This window comes from Micromonospora sp. WMMD1128 (assembly GCF_027497235.1).
In the GTDB taxonomy this organism is placed as follows: domain Bacteria; phylum Actinomycetota; class Actinomycetes; order Mycobacteriales; family Micromonosporaceae; genus Micromonospora.
Map to the genome: position 1 here is coordinate 3,720,593 of NZ_CP114902.1, position 20,296 is coordinate 3,740,888.

At 71.8% G+C, this 20,296-nt stretch carries 12 protein-coding genes; 5 read left to right on the forward strand and 7 right to left on the reverse strand.

Annotated elements, in window-relative coordinates; all coding sequences use genetic code 11:
* Positions 1-12 precede the first annotated feature (12 nt).
* Complete coding sequence (locus O7602_RS16635; protein WP_281583561.1) at positions 13-1,500, reverse strand: aromatic amino acid ammonia-lyase; 1,488 nt, start codon at positions 1,498-1,500, stop codon at positions 13-15.
* 63 nt (positions 1,501-1,563) lie between these two features.
* On the opposite strand from O7602_RS16635, the gene O7602_RS16640 reads away from it, so the two are divergent.
* The 3 genes from O7602_RS16640 (at position 1,564) to O7602_RS16650 (ending at position 6,165) form a co-directional block, all read left to right on the forward strand.
* Positions 1,564-3,108 carry an NAD(P)-binding domain-containing protein gene (locus O7602_RS16640; RefSeq protein WP_281583562.1) on the forward strand — a complete coding sequence of 515 codons (1,545 nt, stop codon included), beginning with the start codon at positions 1,564-1,566 and terminating at the stop codon, positions 3,106-3,108.
* The gene (locus O7602_RS16645; RefSeq protein WP_281583563.1) at positions 3,098-4,549 is read left to right on the forward strand and encodes an AMP-binding protein; all 1,452 of its coding nucleotides are present in this window, start codon (positions 3,098-3,100) and stop codon (positions 4,547-4,549) included. The genes O7602_RS16640 and O7602_RS16645 overlap by 11 nt, the downstream gene beginning before the upstream one ends.
* A gap of 101 nt (positions 4,550-4,650) precedes the next feature.
* Entirely contained in the window at positions 4,651-6,165 is a 1,515-nt protein-coding gene (locus tag O7602_RS16650) for a cellulose binding domain-containing protein (RefSeq protein WP_281583564.1), read from the forward strand.
* A 56-nt stretch (positions 6,166-6,221) separates the two neighbouring features.
* On the opposite strand, the gene O7602_RS16655 is transcribed toward O7602_RS16650, so the two are convergent.
* From O7602_RS16655 to O7602_RS16680, 6 genes are all read right to left on the reverse strand, one after another.
* A complete protein-coding gene (locus O7602_RS16655) occupies positions 6,222-8,627 on the reverse strand; it encodes a helix-turn-helix domain-containing protein (RefSeq protein ID WP_281583565.1) in 2,406 nt (801 codons plus the stop codon).
* Between the two features lie 154 nt (positions 8,628-8,781).
* Entirely contained in the window at positions 8,782-10,746 is a 1,965-nt protein-coding gene (locus tag O7602_RS16660) for a right-handed parallel beta-helix repeat-containing protein (RefSeq protein ID WP_281583566.1), read from the reverse strand.
* A gap of 46 nt (positions 10,747-10,792) precedes the next feature.
* On the reverse strand, positions 10,793-12,364 hold the full coding sequence (locus O7602_RS16665; RefSeq protein WP_281583567.1) for a CocE/NonD family hydrolase: 1,572 nt from the start codon (positions 12,362-12,364) through the stop codon (positions 10,793-10,795).
* Between the two features lie 5 nt (positions 12,365-12,369).
* The gene (locus tag O7602_RS16670; RefSeq protein ID WP_281583568.1) at positions 12,370-13,239 is read right to left on the reverse strand and encodes a carbohydrate ABC transporter permease; all 870 of its coding nucleotides are present in this window, start codon (positions 13,237-13,239) and stop codon (positions 12,370-12,372) included.
* Entirely contained in the window at positions 13,236-14,189 is a 954-nt protein-coding gene (locus tag O7602_RS16675; protein WP_281590341.1) for a sugar ABC transporter permease, read from the reverse strand. The genes O7602_RS16670 and O7602_RS16675 overlap by 4 nt, the downstream gene beginning before the upstream one ends.
* 71 nt (positions 14,190-14,260) lie before the next feature.
* Entirely contained in the window at positions 14,261-15,517 is a 1,257-nt protein-coding gene (locus tag O7602_RS16680) for an extracellular solute-binding protein (RefSeq protein ID WP_281583569.1), read from the reverse strand.
* Between the two features lie 376 nt (positions 15,518-15,893).
* On the opposite strand from O7602_RS16680, the gene O7602_RS16685 reads away from it, so the two are divergent.
* Both O7602_RS16685 and O7602_RS16690 read left to right on the forward strand, forming a co-directional pair.
* The gene (locus O7602_RS16685; protein WP_281583570.1) at positions 15,894-17,171 is read left to right on the forward strand and encodes an MFS transporter; all 1,278 of its coding nucleotides are present in this window, start codon (positions 15,894-15,896) and stop codon (positions 17,169-17,171) included.
* A gap of 72 nt (positions 17,172-17,243) precedes the next feature.
* Positions 17,244-20,282, forward strand: a complete 3,039-nt coding sequence (locus O7602_RS16690) for an AAA family ATPase (protein ID WP_281583571.1) — start codon at positions 17,244-17,246, stop codon at positions 20,280-20,282.
* Positions 20,283-20,296: the final 14 nt, after the last annotated feature.

Genomic DNA, 20,296 nt, shown 5'->3' on the forward strand with positions numbered 1-20,296 from the left:
TGCGCTCACCCCTCACGAAAGAGAAACGGAGAAATTCGCGATCGCCTCGGCCGCGCGCCGCACGTCACCGTCGAGCGGCCGGTCCGGGTCCACCGGCGGTACGACCGCGGCCACCGCGGCGAGCGCCTCGGCGCAACCGGACGCGGTCGGCGTACGCGCGCCGACGTGGGCGGCCTGGCGCAGCCCCACCGCGAGCGACCCGACGATGAGGCACAACAGCCGGGCCTGGTCCAGCGCCCGCAGGGCGGCCTGGGTGCCGAGCGGGATGACGTCCTGGTTGTGCAGGTTCGTCGGCACGCTCTGCATGCTCGCGGGCATGGTGTCCCGGCGGATCTCGGTGATCAGGGCGGTCGCCGCCAGTTGCACGCCCTGCAACCCGTGCTGCTGTCCCGGGCCGGCGGCGAGCATCGGCGGCAGGCCACCGTTGCGGTTCGGGTCGACGAGCAGGTCCAGTTGCCGTTCGGCGAGGTTGCCGACCTGCGCCACCACCATCGACAGCAGATCGGCGGCGAACGCGGCCGGCTGCCCGAAGAAGTTGCCGCCGTGCACCACGAGGTCGTCGTCGGGAAAGAACAGCGGGTTGTCGGTGACGCTCGCCAGGTCGGCCGCGACGACGGCGTCGACGTGCCGCAGGGCGTCCTCGGCCGCGCCGAGCAGTTGCGGCGCGCACCGCAGGCTGTACGGCTCCTGCAACGGACGTCTGCCGGACGCGACGAGTCCGTCGCTGACCCGGCGCATCCGCGCGCCCACGTCGATCGCGCCCGGATGGCCGTACGCGGCCAGCAGCCGGGCGTCGAGGAACTGTGGGTCGCTGCCGAACAGATCGGCGAGCAGGCAGGTGAGCACCTGGACCGCCAGGTGCGCGGCGCGGACCTCGGCCAGTGCCAGCGCCGTCGCCGCGGTGGTCAGCGACGTGCCGTTGACCAGGGCGAGGGCGTCCCGACCGTCGAGTGGCAGCGGTTCGAGGCCGGCCCGCTCCAGCGCCTCCGCCGCGGGCAGCCGAGCCCCGCCCAGATAGGCGTGGCCCCGGCCCCGCAACGCCTGGGCAGCCGCGCCCAGCGGGATCAGGTCGCCACTGGCGCCCACCGAACCCAGCCGGGGCACCGCGGGGACGAACGTGGTCGCGAGCATCGCCACGAGCGCGTCGATGACATGCGGGGAGACCCCCGACGCGCCCCGGGCCAGCGACGCGGCCCGCAGCAACAGCGTCGCGCGGACCACCTCCGGCGCGAGGTCCGGTCCCTGACCCGCGCCGAGGTGGGCGAGCGTGTTGTCGGCCTGGTCCCGCAGGTCGGCGCGGCCCGCGTACCCCACCAGGGCGCCGAAGCCGGTGGTGGCGCCGTACACCGCGCGGTTGTCGCCGAGCACCTCGGACAGGAAGGCACGGGCGGCCGTGACCCGGTCCCGGACCTGCGGTCCGACCACGACCTTGATCGGATCACGGGCGGCGCGGAGATCGGCGATCCGCAGTGGGACATCGAGGTCCACCTCTGTCGTCATGCGATCGCACCCTAGAGACGAATTCTCAGAACGCTCTGAGATCGGGTCGCTAGATTGCGCCGCATGACGCTCGACTATCTGATCATCGGAGCCGGACCGGCCGGGCTGCAGCTCGCTCACCTGCTCGAGCGCGACGGCCGCGACTATCTGGTCCTGGAGGCCGGCTCAGCGCCGGGCACGTTCTTCGCCACCTATCCCCGGCACCGGCAACTCATCTCGATCAACAAGGTCTGGACCGGCTCCGACGACCCGGAGTTCAACCTGCGCGCGGACTGGAACTCGCTGCTCACCGACGATCCGGCCCTGCTGTTCAAGAACTACAGCAAGCGCTACTTCCCGGACGCCGCGGACCTGGTGCGCTACCTCGCCGACGTCGCCCGCGGCCTGCGGATCAGGTACGACACCCGGGTCACCCGGATCGCGCGCGACGGCGAACTGTTCGCCGTCCGCACGGGCGACGACACCGTCACCGCCCGCCGGGTGGTCGTCGCCACCGGCCTGTCCCAGTTGTACGTCCCGCCGATCGAGGGCGCCGAACTCGCCGAACGCTACGACACCGTCAGCGTGGACCCGGACGACTTCACCAACCAGCGCGTCCTCATCATCGGCAAGGGCAACTCGGCGTTCGAGACCGCGGACGCGCTCGTCGGGACGGCGGCGGTCATCCACGTCGCCGGCCCGCACTCGGTCAAGCTGGCGTGGCAGACGCACTACGTCGGGCACCTGCGCGCGGTGAACAACAACTTCCTCGACACCTATCAGCTCAAGTCGCAGAACGCGGTCCTCGACGGCACCGTGGAACGGATCGTCCGGCGGGACGGCGGCGGCTACCGGATCGACTTCCGGTACGCCCGCAGCGTCGAGGCGATCCGGCGGATCGACTACGACCGGGTCATCCTCTGCACCGGATTCCGGTTCGACGCGAGCATCTTCGACCCGTCCGCCCGGCCCCGGCTCGTCATCAACGACCGCTTCCCCGAGCAGACCTCGGCGTACGAGGCGGTGAACGTGCCCGACCTGCACTTCGTCGGGACCCTCACCCAGCAGCGCGACTTCAAGCGCTCGACGAGTGGGTTCATCCACGGTTTCCGGTACGGCGTGCGGGCCCTGCACCGGATCCTCAACGCCCGTCACCACGACACGCCGTGGCCGGCCACGCCACTGGAGCCCACCCCGGAGGCGATCGCCGGGGCGATCATCGCCCGGATCAACCGCACCTCGGCCCTGTGGCAGCAGTTCGCCGTCCTCGGCGATGTCGTCGTCGTCTCCGGCGCCACCGCGCTCTACCACGAGGAGGTGCCGGTCGCGTACCTGCACGACGGCGGCCTGGGTCCGGAGCCGTTCGCGTTCGTGGTCACCCTGGAGTACGGGCCGGACCACGACCAGGTCGATCCCTTCGACATCACGGTGCCCCGGATCGCCGAGAACGACGCCGCGCACGCACACGACGCCAGCTACCTGCACCCGGTCGTCCGGGTCCACCGCGGTGGCCGGGTCGTCGCGGTGCACCACCTCGCGGAGAACCTGGAGAACGACTGGAACCTGCCGGACGTGCACCACCAGCCGCTCGTGCTCTTCGTCAAGGGCGTGCTCTCCGATGCCGGCTGAGATCTGGCCGCAGCCCGTGCTGGACCTGCTCGCCGCCGGCGACGACCGGCCGGTCTTCGAGGAGGGCGACCGGACCGTCACCACCGCCCAGATGTCCCGGCTGGTCCGTCGCGTCGCCGCCGGGCTCCGCGACGCCGGGGCCGGCCCCGGCGTCGGGGTGGCCCTGCGGCTGGGCGTCACCGCGGAGGCGTTCGCGACGGTCATCGCGGCGTTCGCGGTCGGCGCGCGGGTGTCCGGGATCCGCCCCGACCTGACGCCGGCCCACCGCACCCGGCAACCCGACGAGCACACGCTGCTCGTCGACGACGCCCGGGCCGCCGAACTCGCGGGCACCCCCGACGACGGACGGACGCTCATCGCCGCCGGACGCCCGGACGACATCGCCCGGATCACCTGGACCAGCGGCAGCACCGGCCGCCCGAAGGGTTGCGCGCAGACGTACGCGGCGATGAGCGCGGCCTGGGCGCCGTACCCGGATCGCTGGCCCCCGGCGATCGCCGACCTCGCCACCCGACTCCAGCGTTATCTCGTCTTCGGTTCGCTGAGCAGCCAGGTCATGCTGGAGTACGGCATCCTCACCCTGGCCGCCGGCGGCACCCTGGTCGCGGCCCGGCCTCCGGGTTTCCCCGGCATGATCGCCCGCCACCGGGCGACCGCGAGCGTGATCACCGTGGGCAAGCTGCACCAACTCGTGCACGACCAACGCGCCGATCCGGTCGACCTGAGCAGTCTGCGGGCCCTGCTGGTCTCCGGCTCGCCGCTCGCGCCGGGCCGGCTCGCCGAGGCGCTCGACGTGCTCGGCCCGGTGATCTTCCACGGCTACGGACAGACCGAAACCGGCATGATCACGATGGTGACGCCGGCCGAGATGCTGGCATCCCCGGCGACGCTCGCCTCGGTCGGCCGGCCACCAGCGGTCACCGAGCTGTCCATCCGGGACGCCGACGGCCGGCCCGCCACCGAGGGTGAGCTGTTCGTGCGCACACCGGCGCAGGCCGCCTCCTACTGGAACGATCCGGCCGAGACCGCCGGCGTCTTCGTCGACGGCTGGGTCCGCACCCGTGACCTGGCCCGGCTCGACGGCGACGGCTACCTGCACCTGCTCGGCCGGACCCGGGACGTCATCATCGTGCAGGCCAACCTGGTGTACGCCGGCCCGATCGAGCGGGTCCTCGCCACGGACCCCACCGTCGCCGAGGCGTACGTCGTCGGCCGTCCCGACGACGTCACCGGGGAGGCGGTGCACGCGTACGTGGTGCCGGCTGCCGGTCGCACACCGGATGCCGGACGGCTGCGCGCCCTGGTGAAGGAGGCGCTCGGGGAACCGTCGACCCCGCAGACCATCCGGTCGATCGACCGGGTTCCGGTGGGGCCGACCGGCAAGCCGGACAAGCGCGCCCTGACGCGCGTGACGACGGGCGACGACGTCACGGCGGCCTAGGGTCTGCGGGCCGCGACCGCACCGGCCGATCCGCCGGCAGGTCCACTCTTGCCGGGCGTCCTGCCTGTCCCCCGACATCGACCGTTGCTTGACTCAACGTCATGACAGACATTCGGAAAGTGATCGCCCGGGCGGTGATCGCCGGGACGGTGATCGGGGCCACGGCGCTCACCGGTCCCTCGGCCGTGCACGCGGGCTCCGGTCAGCCGGAGGCGGCCGGATCCGCTGAGTCCATCCTCGACCTCGTCCCGGCCCCGACGCTGGCCCGGATGGTCGCCCAGGCCCCGCTCGTGGACGCGGCCAACGTCATCCGCACCGCGGTGGACCGCGCCCCGGCGCGCGGCTACGCCGGCATCGGTCTGGTCGACGACCATGTCACCCTGTGGTGGAAGGGCGCGCCGCCCACCGACGTCGCCGCGGCCGTCACCGCCGCCCGCCGCACCGCGCCCGTCGAGGTGGCCGCGGCCACCTATTCCCGCGCCGAACTACGCACGGCCGCCGCCAGACTCACCCCGGCGGTGAAGGCCGGCCCGGCGGGCGCACGCCGTTCGGTCCGGCTGCGCACCGACGGCGGCGGCATCGAGATCGCCGTGGACCGCACCCCCGGCGCCGGCCTGCCGAAGCTGCCGGCCACCGGCGTCCGCACCCGCGTCGTCGAACGCGACCGGATGGTCGAACGGTCGCGGGCCGACGACGCCGCGCCGTTCGACGGTGGGGCGGGCATCGGGTTCACCACGCCCGGATGCACCGCCGGCTTCGGCGTACGCGACGCGGACACCGACGCCGGCTACATCCTCACGGCCGAGCACTGCGGAGCGATCGGCTCGCCCTGGCACGTCGGCTGGAACACCACCACCGGCACCGGCACGCTCGTCGGCTACGCGGTCGACAGCAACGACGACCACGACACGATGATCATTTCGACGTCGGCGCCCGGTGGCCACATCTACGTCGGCGGCCAACACGACGAGGTCCGCGCCCGGGTGACCGGCTGGACCGAGGTCTTCCCCGGCCAACTGCTGTGCCAGTCCGGCTACACCTCCGCCGGCGTGCTCGGCGGTCCCGTCTGCAACCTGCGGGTCGACTACCACTACGACGACATCGAGGACCTCGTCGAGGCCACCCAGCTCGACGGCGACGAGGCCGCCCGGGGCGGCGACAGCGGCGGCCCGGTCTACGCCGTCAACGCCGACGGCACCGTACTCGCCGCCGGCACCACCACCCGGTCGGCGGGCCCGGGCTTCGGATTCCAGGACTTCGCCACCGCCCGCGACGACTACGGCGACCTCGTACCGGCGACGGACGTCGCCAGCACCTGCCGGGTCTCCTTCGTCGTCACCAACTCGTGGAGCACCGGCTACGCCGCAAGCGTCACCGTCTACAACGACGGCCCGGCCGTCACCGGCTGGTCGCTGGGCTGGAGCTTCCCCGGCGGGCAGGTCGTCCAGGGCCACTGGAACGGCGTCTTCCAGCAGACCGGCCCGCAGGTGACAGTCACCAACGAGAGCCACAACGTCAGCATCCCGACCGGTGGCGCCGTGAATGTCGGCTTCACCGCGGACGGCACCCCCGCCAACCCGGCGCCGTTCACCCTCAACGGCACCACCTGCAACTGACCTGTCCACCAGCACCGGGCCCCGCCGCATCGCCGGCGGGGCCCGGCGTCGTCCGGTCAGGACTCGGCCAGTTCGCCTCGCAGCGTGGCGCGCAGCGTCCGCACCTCGGGCGCGTCCAGTTCGCCGCACCGCTCAAGCGCCCGCCGACGCAGCCGGCGGGCGTCGGCGGACCGGTCCGGAGTCGCGCCGGCCAACGCGGCGAGCGCGTGCAGGGTCTGCGCCTCCCACCACGGGCAGGACAGCGCGGCATACAGCGCCAGCGCCGACCCCAGCGCCTCGGCCGCCGCGTCGGCCTCACCCAACGCGCGGAGCGCCAGCCCGTACCGGTGGACGGCGTTGGCCTCGCTGAACGTCGCGCCGCTGCGGTGGAACACCCACCGGGCGCGGTTGTACTCGGCGGCGGCCTCCCACCACCGGCCCAGCCCGGCCAGATCCGCACCGAGGCTCATCATCGCGCCGGCACGGGCCACCGCCGCACCGGTACGGCTGAGACCGTTGTCCCGGCCGTAGAACGCCAGCACCTCGCGGTGCAGGCCGGCCGCCTCGGTGAACCGGCCGAGGGAGGCCAGCGCCGCGCCCTGCACGCTGGCCGCGCTGTGCTCGCCGAGGGCGTACCCGATCTCGCGGAACAGCTCCACGGCCCGCCGGCCGTGGTCGACGGCGGACCCACCGCGGCCGGTCCGGACCTGGATCGCGGCGGTGTAGGTCAGCGCCCACGCCTCCTCCCGGCGGTCACCGATCCGCCGGGCCAGCTCCAGCGCCCGGGCCAGCGCCGCCAGCCCGTCGGTGTTGCGGTCCCGGCAGAAGTACCGGGCCCAGCCCAGGAAGTTGAGCAGGACGGCTTCGTCGTGCGGGCTGCCGGCGGCCCGGGCCGCGGCCACTCCCAGCGAGAAGATCTCGTCCCAGGCGTGCCGGTGACTGTTGGCGTCGGAATACCAGTGCAGCGCCCTGGCGACCGCGACCACGTCGGCGTGCCGGCCGCGCCGGGCCGCGTCGCGCAGCGCCGCCAGCCAGCTTCCGGACTCCTGGTCGAGCCAGCGCGCCGCCGCCCGGTCGTCGTCGAACTCCGAGTCGGCCCGACAGGCGCCCGGTTCGAACATCGCACCGGCCTGTCGGGTACGCCGCAGCAGCCAGTCGACCATCTGATCATGCGCCCTCGTGCGGCAGGACTGGGACTCCTCGACGTCGAGGCGTTCGGCGGCGTAGAGCCGGACCAGGTCGTGGAACCGGTACCGGTTCCACGTGTCCAGCAGGACACCGGCCTCGACCAGCTCGTCCAGGGCGGCCGCCGCGGTGTCCTCGTCGGTGCCGGCCACGGCGGCGGCCAGTGCGGGGTCGAAGTCGGCGCCGGGAATCAGCGAGGCCCGCCGGAACACTCGCGCGGCCGTCGGGTCCAACTGCCGGTGCGAGACCTCGAACGCGGACCGGACGCCCAGATCACCGGCGGTCAGCAGGGTCAACCGCCGGCGCTGGTCGTGGAGCAGGTCCACCAGCCGACCGACCGACCACTGCGGTCGGCTGGCCAGGCGGTTGCCGACGATCCGGAGGGCCAACGGCAGCCGGCCGCAGAGCGTGACCAGCTGGTCGGCGGCGGCCGGCTCCGCGGCGATCCGGTCGGCGCCGACGATCGCCGCGAGCAGCAGTCGCCCGTCCGCCGGGGCGAGCACGTCGAGCGGCTGACGGACCGCACCGGCGAGACCGGCCAACGGGCGCCGACAGGTGATCAGCACGAGGCACCCCGGCCCGGCCGGCAGCAGCGGCCGCACCTGTGCCTCGTCCGCGGCATCGTCCAGAACCACAAGCAGCGACCGGTCCCGGGTGAGGGTGCGGAACAGGCCACCCCGTTCGGCCGGTGACACCGGCACCCGACTGTCCGGCACGCCGAGCGACCGCAGCAACCCGGCCAGTGCCTCACCCGGGTCGACGGATCCGTCCGGCGAGACACCATGCAGGTCGACGAAGAGCTGTCCACCGGCGAAGCTCGGGCCCAGCCGATGGCCGGCCGTGACGGCGAGGCTGGTCTTGCCGATGCCCGGCGGACCGTGCAGCACCACCACCGAGGCGGTGCCCGGCTGCCCGGCGACGACGTCGGCGGCCAGCGTCGAGAGTCGTTCCAGGATCTCCGCCCGGCCGGCCAGGTCCGGCACGGCGACGGGCAGTTCCCCGGGTACGACCGCCACCGGGCGGTCGGGCGGCACCGCCGGGCGCTCGGCCGGCCGGCGCTGGGCCCGGGCCAGGGCGACGAAGCGGTCGCGGTCCGCCCCGGCCAGCCGCAGGGCGTCCGCGAGCAACGCGACCGTCCGTCGTTGCGGGCTGCGCACCCGGCCGCGTTCCATGTCCCGGATCCCGCGGACGCTGGAGCCGGCCGCCTCGGCAAGCTCCTCCTGGGTCAGTCCCCGCTCCAGGCGGAGGGTCCTGAGCACATCTCCGAACCGGTCGCGCTGCATCTGACTCGTGGGCATGCTCCCCCAACCACCCGACGTCCGCAGGGACGTGACGCGGGTCGATGATCGCATGCGTGTGACGTACAGCGAGGCTATGTGGACGGACTGTGAGCATTGCCATGCCGGATCGACGCCGGTCGGCAGCCCGGCTTGTCGCCCCGGACGTACGTCGTCAGAAGACGCGCGTTCGGCGCGCCCCGGACCGAAGGCCCGCGATCGGGCCGACGGCGCCGTCCCGTCCCGGTTGCCGGGTCGCACCCGGCAGGTCGACGTCCATGACGGCGGGGCTGCCGTCCGCCTCCTCGAACTCCGCGTCGGCGCACCGGACCCGGTCCAGATCCCGGCCGGTGACCACGCCGACCCGGGCCTCGTCGAACGCCTCGGGGAGATCGGTGACGAGCCAGACCGCGTCGTCCTCGGCGACGACTGTGGCGGTCGCGGCGCCCAGCACCCACGGCTCGCGCTCCCCCGCGAACGGCCGTGCGCCAGCGGCGTAGGCGTTCGCCCGGGCGTACACCGGTTGTTTCACGTCGACGTATTTCTGCTGGTCGCTGGGGGGCTGGTCGGCGAGGCGGGCCAGGTACTCCGCGAACGACGCGGGATGGCCGTCGTATCCGGCGGTGCCGGCCCGCACCGGCCCCTCGCTCTCCGCGCCCGCCCCGTAGGCCGCGCCCGGGTCACCACCCAGGAAGAGGTTCCCCACATACCTGTCGTCGCCGCCGTAGATCACCGCGTACCCGGCGACCTGCGTGCTGTGCGGCAGGTGGTACGGCGTGGCGCGGTCCAGCACCGGCTCCAGCCGCACCGTGCCACAGATCAGGTTGTGCACGAAGGCGCCGCCCTGGCTGAACAGCTCCAGCGCGGCGGGCGAGCCGAAGATGTTGTGTTCCAACAGGTAGGGGCCGTGGCTGACCTCGACGAAGAGGTCCCGACAGTTGTCGTGGTAGACGTTGCGGGAGAGCCGGGTGCCCTGCGCCTGCCAGTCCAGCCAGGTGCCGAGCGAGCAGCCGTGGATCCGGTTGCGCCGGATCACCACGTCGATGGCGGCGTGCAGCTTGATGCCGGCGATCTCGTACCCGTAGAACTCGCGCTTCACCCCGATGCGGTGGATGTGGTTGTCCTCGATGGTGGAGAACGCGCATCCGAGGTGACCCACGATCGCGTTCTGGCCGCAGTCGTAGATCGTGTTGCGCCGGATCACGTGCGAGCCGATGTGCTCCCGGTCCCACCCGATCCGGCGGGCCGCGAACACCGACTCCACCTGGTACTGGTAGCCCGGCTTGTCACCGCGGAGGGACGAGTGGTTCCGCCCGGTCGAGCCCTCCTTCCCGATCGAGATCGCCGCGCACTTGGCGTCATGGATCACGTTGTCCTCGATGATCCACCCCTTCGCCCAGTTGGGCCCGATCAGGCCCGGCTGGTCGGCGGTCGGCGGCGCCCACGGGCTGGCCGCGTGCGCCAACTCGAAGCCACGGACCGTGATGTGGTCCAGGTGCGGCTGATCCGGGTAGAAGACGCTCCGCCGTACATTGATCTCCACCAGCTCCGTGTTCGGGTCGGCGCCCTGGAAGTTGGCCCAGATCGTCGTCTGCTCGCCGACCTCGGCATACCAGACGAGTCGGGTCTGGTCGGGATCGCCGACCGGATGGGTCACCCGGGTCCAGGCATCGAGGATCTCGGTGCGCCGGGGCGGATCGTCGACCTCCGCCCGGCTCGCCACCTCGAAAAAGCTCAGGCCGTTGAGATAGACGTCGCCGAGGTGCCGACGTGGCGCGCCCTCGCCGGACACGAGCCAGTCGCCGGCCACCTCCTCGGCGAACGGGTTGAACGAGCCGAACAGCGCGTTGTCGACGACCGCCCGCCACACCGTCCCGCCGCACGGCACCCAGCCCGTGACGCGCTCCGATCCCTTGATCACCACGTGCTCGCCGGGCGCCGCCTCGTAGGTGATGCGGCGGAGGTCGCTGAGGCCGCCGTGGCGTGGCTTCACCCACTCGCGGTACTCCCCCGCGTGCACCACCACCGTGTCACCGGGCTGCGCGACGCCGGCCGCCCGGTTGATCGTCCGGAACGGACGCTCGGCGCAGCCGTCGGCACGGTCCGAACCGCTTGTCGCCACATGGAACACGGATGTCATCCGGGGAGCCCTCCTGGTCGAGTGGTGCACGTAGCCGCCGACCCGTTCACGTCCACACCGGCAGGTCGAGCCGGGACGGGTGGGCGCCGCCGTGGGAAATCTCCTGATGCGCCAGTACCGTGGTGGCCGCGGTGGCGGCCGGCGCGCCGCTGCCGGGATTGCGGGCGTAGCGCGGATGCGCGCCGGAGCTGACCTGCACGCCGACGCGGTGGCCGGCGGCGAAGCGGTGGAACGCCGGCCACAGCGGCACCTCCAGCTCGACGAAACCGTCCGCGTCGGGCCGCGGGTCGGTGGCCGCGGTGCCGACCCCGCCGACGCGGCGGATGCCGTCGCACACGCTCATGGAACGGCCGTCGGGGTGCACGTCGCAGATCCGGACGAACACGTCCGCGCTGGCCGCCGTCGAGCGGAACCGGACCCGGGCGATCGGCTCCCCGGCGAGGACGACCGCGCGGTCGAGCGGTGGACCGCGGAAGACGGCCACGTCCGCCCGGCGTTCGTGGGCGCGGTTGTCGACCGGTCCGGGACCACCGAGCGCGGGTGTGGGCCGGTCCGGATCGTAGGTGTAGCCGGTGCTGCCGCCGTCGGGGACGGCCGGGTCGAGCCGCCCGTGCGGATGCAGGTGCCACCGCTGCGCGGCGGTGCCCGGCGGTGGCCACGCCGGTAGGTCCTGCCACCGTTCCGCGCCGGTGAGGAAGGCGCGCACGGGCGCCGGCCGGGTCGCGGGCGCGCCGGCGAAGTGTTCCTTGAGGAACGCGATCGACTCGGCGAGAAACGGGCTCTGCTCGCTGCCGTGGCCCCACGGTCCGATGGTGAGCCGCGGCGGGCGACCGGCCGCGACGAGCTGCGCATAGTTGCGCAACTGCCAGGGCAGGAAGATGTCGTACCAGCCGGTGGCCATGTACACGGGTGCGGTGACGTCGGGCACCGACGCGGTGTGCGACTGCCGGGTCCAGTAGTCGTCGGTGAGCCGCTCGTGGGCCAGCCAGTCCTGGTACCAGCCGATCGGGTGGCCGGCGACGGCGGTGTCGCCGCGGGACAGGGGCAACACGTCGAACGCTTCGGCGAGCTTCCGGTCCGGCCGACGCGCGAGCCACGCCCGGACCAGGGCGCCGCGCATTCCGCGCAGCGCCATCCGGCGCGACCAGCCGAGCGAGCCGGCAAGCGAGAAGGCGCCCCGGTGCCAGGTGACCGCGCCGAAGTCGGCCATCGTGACGTTCAGGCACAGGGCGTCCGGGGCATTCTCCGGATCGTCGCGGCACATCCGTCCCGCCACCGCCCACTGGGTGTAGCCGAGGTAACTCTCCCCGTACGTCGCGACCGTGCCGGTGAACCAGGGCTGGCGGCGTACCCACCTGTGGGTGGCCATACCGTCCCGCTGCTCGTCGAGCTGCGGCCGGAAGCGGCCACCGGAGCCGCCCGTGCCGCGACAGCTCTGCACCAGGACCGTGAACCCCGCGCCCGCGAGCGCCGGCGCGTGGGTGAGGGAGCCGTGCCGGCCGTACGGCGAGCGGACGACGACCGTGGGCAGGCGCGGTTCCGCCGCGCCGACCGGCAGGTGGAGGTCGGCGAGCAGCTCCACGCCGTCGTCCATCGGCACGCGCAGCCCGCGCCGCACGTGCCTCACCCCTTGAACGCGCCTTCCATGATGCCCTGCACCAGCCGGCGCCCGACGAAGACGAACAACACCAGCAGCGGGATGGTGGCCAGGAAGGAGCCGGACATCGCCAGGCCCAGATCGATGTCACGGTTCTGTTGCAGGGCCTTGATGGCGATCTGGACGGTGTAGTTCTCCGGCGACTTCAGGACGATGAACGGCCACAGGAAGTCGTTCCACGCGTAGACGAACGTGAACAGGCCCAGCACGTACGCCGCCGGGCGGACGATCGGGAACGCGATCCGCCAGAAGATCTGCCCGGTGGTCGCGCCGTCCACCCGCGCCGCCTGCATCAGCTCGTCGTTGATGGTGGCGCCGATGTGCTGGCGCATCCAGAAGATGCCGAACGCGCTGACCAGCCCCGGCACGATCACCGCCTGAAGGCTGTCCACCCAGTTCAACTGGGAGATGATCAGGTACTGCGGTACCACGGCCAACTGCGCCGGCACCGTCATGGTCAGCACGACGATGAGGAACAGCGTGTTGCGGCCGGGGAAGGACAGCTTGGCGAAGGCGAACCCGGCCAACGCGCAGAGCACCGCCTGGCCCACGGCGATCGTGGTGGCGACGATGAGGCTGTTGAGCAGGGACTGCACGAACGGCACGATGGTGAAGACCAGATCCGCCAGGTGCAGGAAGTTGCCGCCGGGGGTGATCGTCGGCGGGAGGGTCGTCGCGGTGGCGGAGTCCGTCGTCGCCACCACGAACATCCAGTAGAGCGGGAAGACGCTGCCCAGCGCCATGAGGGTGAGCAGCGCGTACACCAGGGTCGGGACGCGGTTGGCCGAGCGCCGCCGGGTCCGCGTGGGTGCGGGGTTCGAGGGTACGGGCTTCACGGGCGCTCCGAACGGATGCGGGTGGCCAGCAGATAGTTGAGTCCGGAGAAGGCCACCACGATGACGAAGAGCGCGACGCCGACCGCCGCGCCGTAGCCGAAGTGGAACTGACCGAAGGACTGCTCGTAGAGGTAGAGGGTGACGGTCTGGCACTGCCGCGCCGCCCCGCACGTGAGTCCGCCCACCGGGTTGGCCAGCAGCGGCTCGGTGAAGACCTGCAACCCGCCGATGGTCGACGTCACGACGGTGAACAGAATGATCGGCCGTAACGAGGGGATGCTGATGTGGGTGAACTGTTTCCAGCCGCCCGCGCCGTCGGCGGCGGCAGCCTCGTACAGTTCCCGGGGAACCGCCTGCAGCGCGGCGAGGTACAGCAGGGTGTTGTATCCGGTCCAGCGCCAGGCGATCATCGTGGCGATCATGAGGTGGCTGCCCCACAGCGACGCGGTGAAGTCGATGTGCGCGAAGCCCAGCAGCCCGAGGAACCAGTTGATCATGCCGTAGTCGCGGTCGAACATCTGGGCGAAGACGATGGTCGTGGCCGCCACCGAGGTGACGTAGGGCACGAGCACCGACATCCGGAACAACGCGGCCAGCCGCAGCCGCGCGTGGTTGAGCAGGTGCGCCAGGCCGAGCGCCAGGAGCAACTGCGGCACGGTCGACAGCACCCAGATGCTGAACGTGTTGCGCAGCGCCCCCCAGAAGCGCGGGTCGTGCAGGAGTTCGGTGAAGTTGTCCAGCCCCACGAAACGGTGCTCGCCGATGGGATCCCAGTCGAACAGGGAGATGTAGAAGGTGAACAGCAACGGGAAGAGGCCGAAGATCAGGAAGAGCACGAAGAACGGCGAGATGTACGCGTACGGCGTCAGGAACTCCCGTACGCCCTGCCGGATCCGCCGCCTGCGATCGGGGCGCCGGACGTCAGGTGTGGCCGTGGCCGGGGTGAGCATGGTGGTCAAAGCGTCACCTTCCCGAGGTGCGGCGGCCGGACCGGATCCGGCCGCCGCGCCTCAGCCCTCCGTCATTCGCGTACGGCGTTCTTGACATTCGTCAGCGCGGTGTTCCAGGCGTTGGCCGGATCCACCTTGCCCTGCTCGACGCTGGTGAGCGTGTTGAGCAACTCGGTGCCGATGGGGCCGTCCTGCGGGCCGAAGTAGAAGGGCTTGATCCCCACCACCGACTGGGTGTAGATCTTGCCGATCGGCGCGTTGCTGAAGAACGGGTCGGTCTTTCCGACCAGCTGCGGGTCGGTGTAGACCGACGGCGTGGTGGGCAGCGATCCCTGCAACAGGAAGTGGTCGAGCTGGCCCTTCGGCGACTGCATCTCGGAGATGTAGTTCCACGCCGCCTTCGCGTTCTTGGCGCGCTTGGGGATGGCGAGGAAGCTCCCGCCCCAGTTCCCCGAGCCACCGGGGATGGTGGCGATGTCCCACTTGCCGTCCGTCTCGGGGGCGTTCGTCTTCATCTGGCTGAGCATCCAGGACGGTGAGCACACCACCGCGTAGTCGCCCTTCTTCATGGCCGCGGTCCAGCCGGACGAGAACGACGTCTGTTTGGCGGAGATGCCCGCGGCGAAGGCCCGCAACGTCACGTCGAACGCCGCCTTGACCTGGTCGTTGTCGTAGTCAATCTTGCGGTCGGCGCTGTAGTAGCGCTGGCTGCCCTGGTTGACCGCCTGGAAGAAGACGCTCGTCGGCGTGTTGTCCACGAACGGCTTCCCGGTCTGCTGGACGTACTTCTTGCCGACGTTGATGAACTCGTCCCACGTCGGCCAGAGCTTGGCGACCTCGTCCCGGTCGGTGGGCAGCCCGGCCGCCTTGAACAGATCGGTACGGTACGCGACCGCGAGGCCGCCGACGTCTGTCGGCACCCCGATGATCTTGCCGTCCTGGGTCGTCGACTGTGCCATCACCCAGTCGAGGTAGTTCCCCTTGATGTCGCCCGCGCCGAGCGTGGTGAGGTCGACGAAGTTGTCCGGCGACTGCATGAACTTCGGCAGGTCGTCGGCCTGGATCAGCACCAGGTCGGGCACCTTGCCGCCGGCCAGCGCGGCGGTGAGCGCCTGCGCGGTCTCGGTCGTGCTGCCCACCTCGGTGAGCTTGACGCGCACATCCGGGTGCGCCTTGGTGTAGACGTCGACGTCGGCCTTCTGGTTGATGTTGGCGAACGACCAGAACTCGAAGGTGTTGGAGTCGGACTTGCCATCTGATCCCCCACAGCCGGCGAGGAGGAGCGCGGCGGTGGCGAAGACGGCTGCGGTGGTCCGGACGCGATTCAACGGCCCTCCATCGGTGATCGTGAAGCGGCGGTGGTCGGGTGACCGTGGCGCATCAGGGCGACGACTGTCACCTCTGAAATTTATCGAGAAATTTACATGCCCTGATACGGTGCGCTGAGGCTACTAACTGCCCCGTCATCCGTCAATCACCCCGCTGCCAGCGCGAGCGCCGGACGGCAGGGCGACTTTCCGACCCGTACGGCCCCGAAAGTTTCGGAACAAGCAGCCGGCCGGAGGCGGCGCGGTCGCGGGTGGCCGGGGCAGGGAAGTGGACCCTGCTGGGGGTGGCCAGGTTGAGCACGATCTAATGCACCGGCCACCCCGTCCCACCCGGGTGGCTGAGCCCGCACCCTGATCGCCCGGCCCCGGAGACCTCATGACCGGCATCCGCCCCCCGCAACAGGTGGTCACGATCGACGACCCACCGGCGCGACAACCGGGCGTCGGCCGCCTGCTCGCGCTGCTCCTCCCCGCCGTGGCGGCCATGTACGCGCTGTTCAACGGCATCTCGGCGGTCATCCTCCCGGCTCAGGTGGAGGCCGTGGACCCGACGTCGAAGGTCGGCAACCTCGCCCTGCTCACCACGCTCGCCGCCGTCGCGTCGATGGTCGCCATCCCCGCCGGCGGGGCGATCTCCGACCGGACCCGTTCCCGCTACGGACGCCGAACGCCGTGGATCGCCGGGGCGGCGGTGGCCTCGGCCGTCGCCTGCGTCCTCATGGGGCTGGCGGAGAGCCTGCCGGGGTTGATCGCGACCATGGTGGTGCTGTGGTTCACGGCGAACTTCTACTCGGGCGCGATCACCGCGATCCTTCCCGACCGCGTTCCCCCGCGACGTCGCGGCGTGGCGTCGGCGGTCATCGGGCTGGGCACCCCGGTCGGCATCGTCTTCGGCGTCCAGGTGGCCAGCCGGTTGGGCCAACTGACCGCGTACGTGGTCATCGGCGCGGTCCTGCTGGTCACCACCGCGCTCCTGCTGCTCGGCGCCCGGGAGGGCTCGGCACGCGGCCTGCCGGTCGCGGTGCCCGGCCGCAGGAGTCCGGGGCAGTCCGTCCGGTCGTTCTTCGCCGCGTTCGCCACCCGGGACTTCCGGCTGGCCTTCCTCAGCCGGTTCATGCTCTTCTCGTCCTACTTCGTGGTCAGCGGCTACACCTTCTACACGTTGCAGGACTACATCGGCACCGGCAACGTGCCCGACGGCGACGTCGCGACGGCGGTGAGCACCCTGCTCACCCTGAGCGTCGTGGTGTGGGTGGTCGTCGCCGGCGTCGCGGGCTGGATCGCGGACCGGGTGGACCGCCGCAAGCTGTTCGTCGGGGTGAGCGCCCTCGGCGTCGCCGCGTCGATGACGATTCCCCTGGCCGTGCCCACCTGGACCGGGATGCTCGTCTACTCCGCCTGCCTGGGCGCTTCGATCGGCACCTATTTCGCCATCGACCTGGCCGTCATGTCCCTGGTGCTGCCGGACGCCGACCGCGAAGGCCGGGACCTGGGGATCCTCCAGGTGGCCACCGGCCTGCCCCAGTTGCTCGCCGGGGCGGTGGCCAGCGCGGTGATCACCTGGTGCGGTGGCTACCCCGCGTTGTTCGTCTTCGGCATCCTGAGCGCGGTGGTGTCGGGCCTGCTGATGCTCCGCATCCGCAGCATCCGGTGAGCCGCCGGAGAGGGAACCACGGCGCGCCGGCGGCGGATGGCCCGACGCCTCGCGACTGGTACCCTCCGTGGCGTGGGTGGCGGTACCTACCATTTCGATGGATACGAGCTTGATGCCTCCCTCTACGAGCTTCGACGTGCCGGGAAGCGCATCCCGCTGGAACCCCGGGCGTTCGACGTCCTCCACCACCTGATCACGCACCGCGACCGGGTCGTGTCCAAGGAAGAGCTTCTGGACTCGGTGTGGGGCGACCGGTTCGTGAGCGAGGCGGCGGTCACCACCGTGCTCCGGACCATCCGCGTGGCGATCGGCGACGCCGGGAAAGAGCAGCGGCTGATCCGTACGGCGTATCGCCGTGGTTACCAGTTCGTCGGCACGGTCATGCGGACGGCGGCCGGGGTCCGGCCGGGGTCGGCACACGGCGTCCCCCTGCCCGCACGGCTGGCGGCGTCGTCGGGTCTGGCCTTCGCCGGCCGGGAGCACGAGCGCGCGACGCTCACGGACGTGTGGAAGGAGGTGATCGCGTCGGAACAACGGCGGGTGGTGTTGGTCAGCGGAGAGGCGGGGATCGGCAAGACGACGTTGTGCTCGGTGTTCGCGGCGGCGGCGCACCGCGAGGCGGTGGTGCTGTACGGGCGGTGCGACGAGGAGTTGTCCGTCCCGTACCAACCCTGGCGTGAGGTGCTGACGAGTCTCGACCGGGATGCCCCCGATCTCCTCGCCGGCCATCAGGAAGCGCTCGCGCCGTTGCTGGGTGGCGCGTGCGCGGTGGACCTGGAATCGGACGCCGCCCGGTTCACGCTCTACAACTCGGTGCTCGACGTGCTCGGCGCCGTCTCGGCACGCGGCCGGCCCGCGATCGTGGTGCTCGACGACCTGCACTGGGCGGACGTGCAGACGCTCGCTCTCCTGCTTCACCTCGTCGGTCGGGCCCTGGCGACACCGGTGTTGGTGATCGCGACGTTCCGGGACACCGATCTCGCCGCCGAGCATCCGCTCGCCGTGTTGTTGGCCGCGACCCATCGCGAACCGGGCATCACCCGGCTGGCCCTGCGTGGCCTCGACGGCAGCGAGGTGCTCAGCCTCCTGGAGACGGTCGCGGGCCACGAGATGGACCACGACGGGCTCGTGCTGCGGGACGTGCTGCGGGACGAGACGGAAGGCAACCCCTTCTTCGTCACCGAGATCCTCCGCCACCTCACCGAGACCGGGGCCATCAGCCAACAGGACGACGGTCGCTGGGCGGCTCCGACCCATCTGCGCAACCGGGGACTACCCGTCAGCGTGCGCGAGGTCGTGGGCCGCCGCGTGCAACGACTCGGCCCCGAAACCCGTCGGGCGCTCGACACCGCCTCGATCATCGGTCGGGACTTCGCGCTCGATCTGCTCGCCGAACTGCTCGCCGAGGACCCCGTCCGCACGTTCGAGCGTCTCCTGCCGGCGGTGGACAACGCGCTCGTCACCGACGCCGTCGGACGGTTCGCGTTCACGCACGCCATCGTCGCCCACACCCTGTACGCGGAGCTGAGCCCCACCGCGCGTGCGTTCGGCCATCAGGCGGTCGCCGTCGCGCTGGAGCGACGGGTCGGCGACGACGCGGGCGAGCGGGCCGGCGAGATCGCCCACCACTGGATCCACGCCCTCGGGCCGCAGAGCCGCGGCAAGGCCGCCTGGTACGCGCAGCGGGCGGGCGACTACGCGCTGACCCGCCTCGCGCCCGACGACGCCGTCGGCTGGTATCTCCGCGTCCTCGAACTCCTCCCCGGCGGCGACACGACGCAGCGCGGTGAAACCCTCCTCGGCCTCGGGACCGCCCAACGCCAGGCGGGCGACCCCGCACACCGCGACACGCTCCTCGACGCCGGCCGTCTCGCGATCGCCCTGCACGACGACGCGCTTCTCGTGCGCGCCGCGCTCGCCAACAACCGCGGCGACGTCAGCCAGTTCGGGGCTGTCGACGACGAGCGGGTCGAGATCCTGCGGCGGGCGATCGCGGCCCGACCCGGCAAGGCCGACGGTGCGCTCCTGCACGCGATGCTCGCCATCGAGATCCACGCCGGCTCCGAGGAGCAGGTCGAGGAAGCGGCCTCGGGCGCGCTCGCGCTCGCCCGCGAGTCCGGCGAGGACCGCGTCGTCGCGCACGTCGCGCGCCTCACCGAGAGCGCGCTACGCACGCTGGACGCGCTCGAACGCCGCGAGCAGTTGTTGCACGAGGGCATCGCCGCCGCGGAACGCACCGGCGACGGGCTGCTACGCGGCATGCTCTCGATGTCCCATCACGAGATCGCGCTGGAACGCGGCGACCGCGACACGATGGACCGGGAGAAGGACATCCGGGACACGTTCGCCAGGCGCAACGCGGAACCCTTCGTCCGCTGGACCAACGCCCAGACGCAGTCGATCCACCTCTTCCTGGACGGCGACCTCGACGGGGCCGAAGCCGTCGCCCACACCGCGTTCGAACTCGGCCTGGCAACCGGACAGCCCGAGGCGTTCTTCGGCTACGCCGGTCAGGTCTTCCAGATCCGTCGTGCCCAGGGCCGGCTCGCCGAGGTGGCCGACACCCTCGAACAGGTCCTCGACCAGAACCCGACGCTGCAGGTCTTCCGGGCCGGGCTGGCCCACGTGTGGTGTGAGCTCGGCCGCGGGTCGGACGCTCGGGCGCTCGCCGACTCCCTCGACGTCTCGCCCGGCGGCGCGCCCCAGTTCTGGTCGACGGCCCTGATGCTGTGGGCGGAGACCTGCCACGCCCTCGCTCTTCCCGCACCGGCGTCGCGACTCGTGCCGGTCCTCGACGGTTGGCGGGGCCAGGTCGCCAGCACCGGCGCGACCACCGAGGGCGCCATCGCCTACGGACTCGGTCGCGCGCTGGCGACCGTCGGCCGTCTCGACGACGCCGCCGCCGCCTACGACCTGGCCCTCACCGTCAACCGCCGGCTCCGGGCTCCGCTGTTCGTCGCCCGCACCCAACTCGCCTACGCCGAACTGCTCGCCGGGGCCGAACCCGACCGGGCCCGGGCCCTCGCCACCGACGCGCGGACCACCACCGGTCGGTTCGGCTTCACCGGCATCCGGCACCGCAGCGAGCGACTCCTCGAACGCCTCGGTTAGCTCGTCGTCCACCG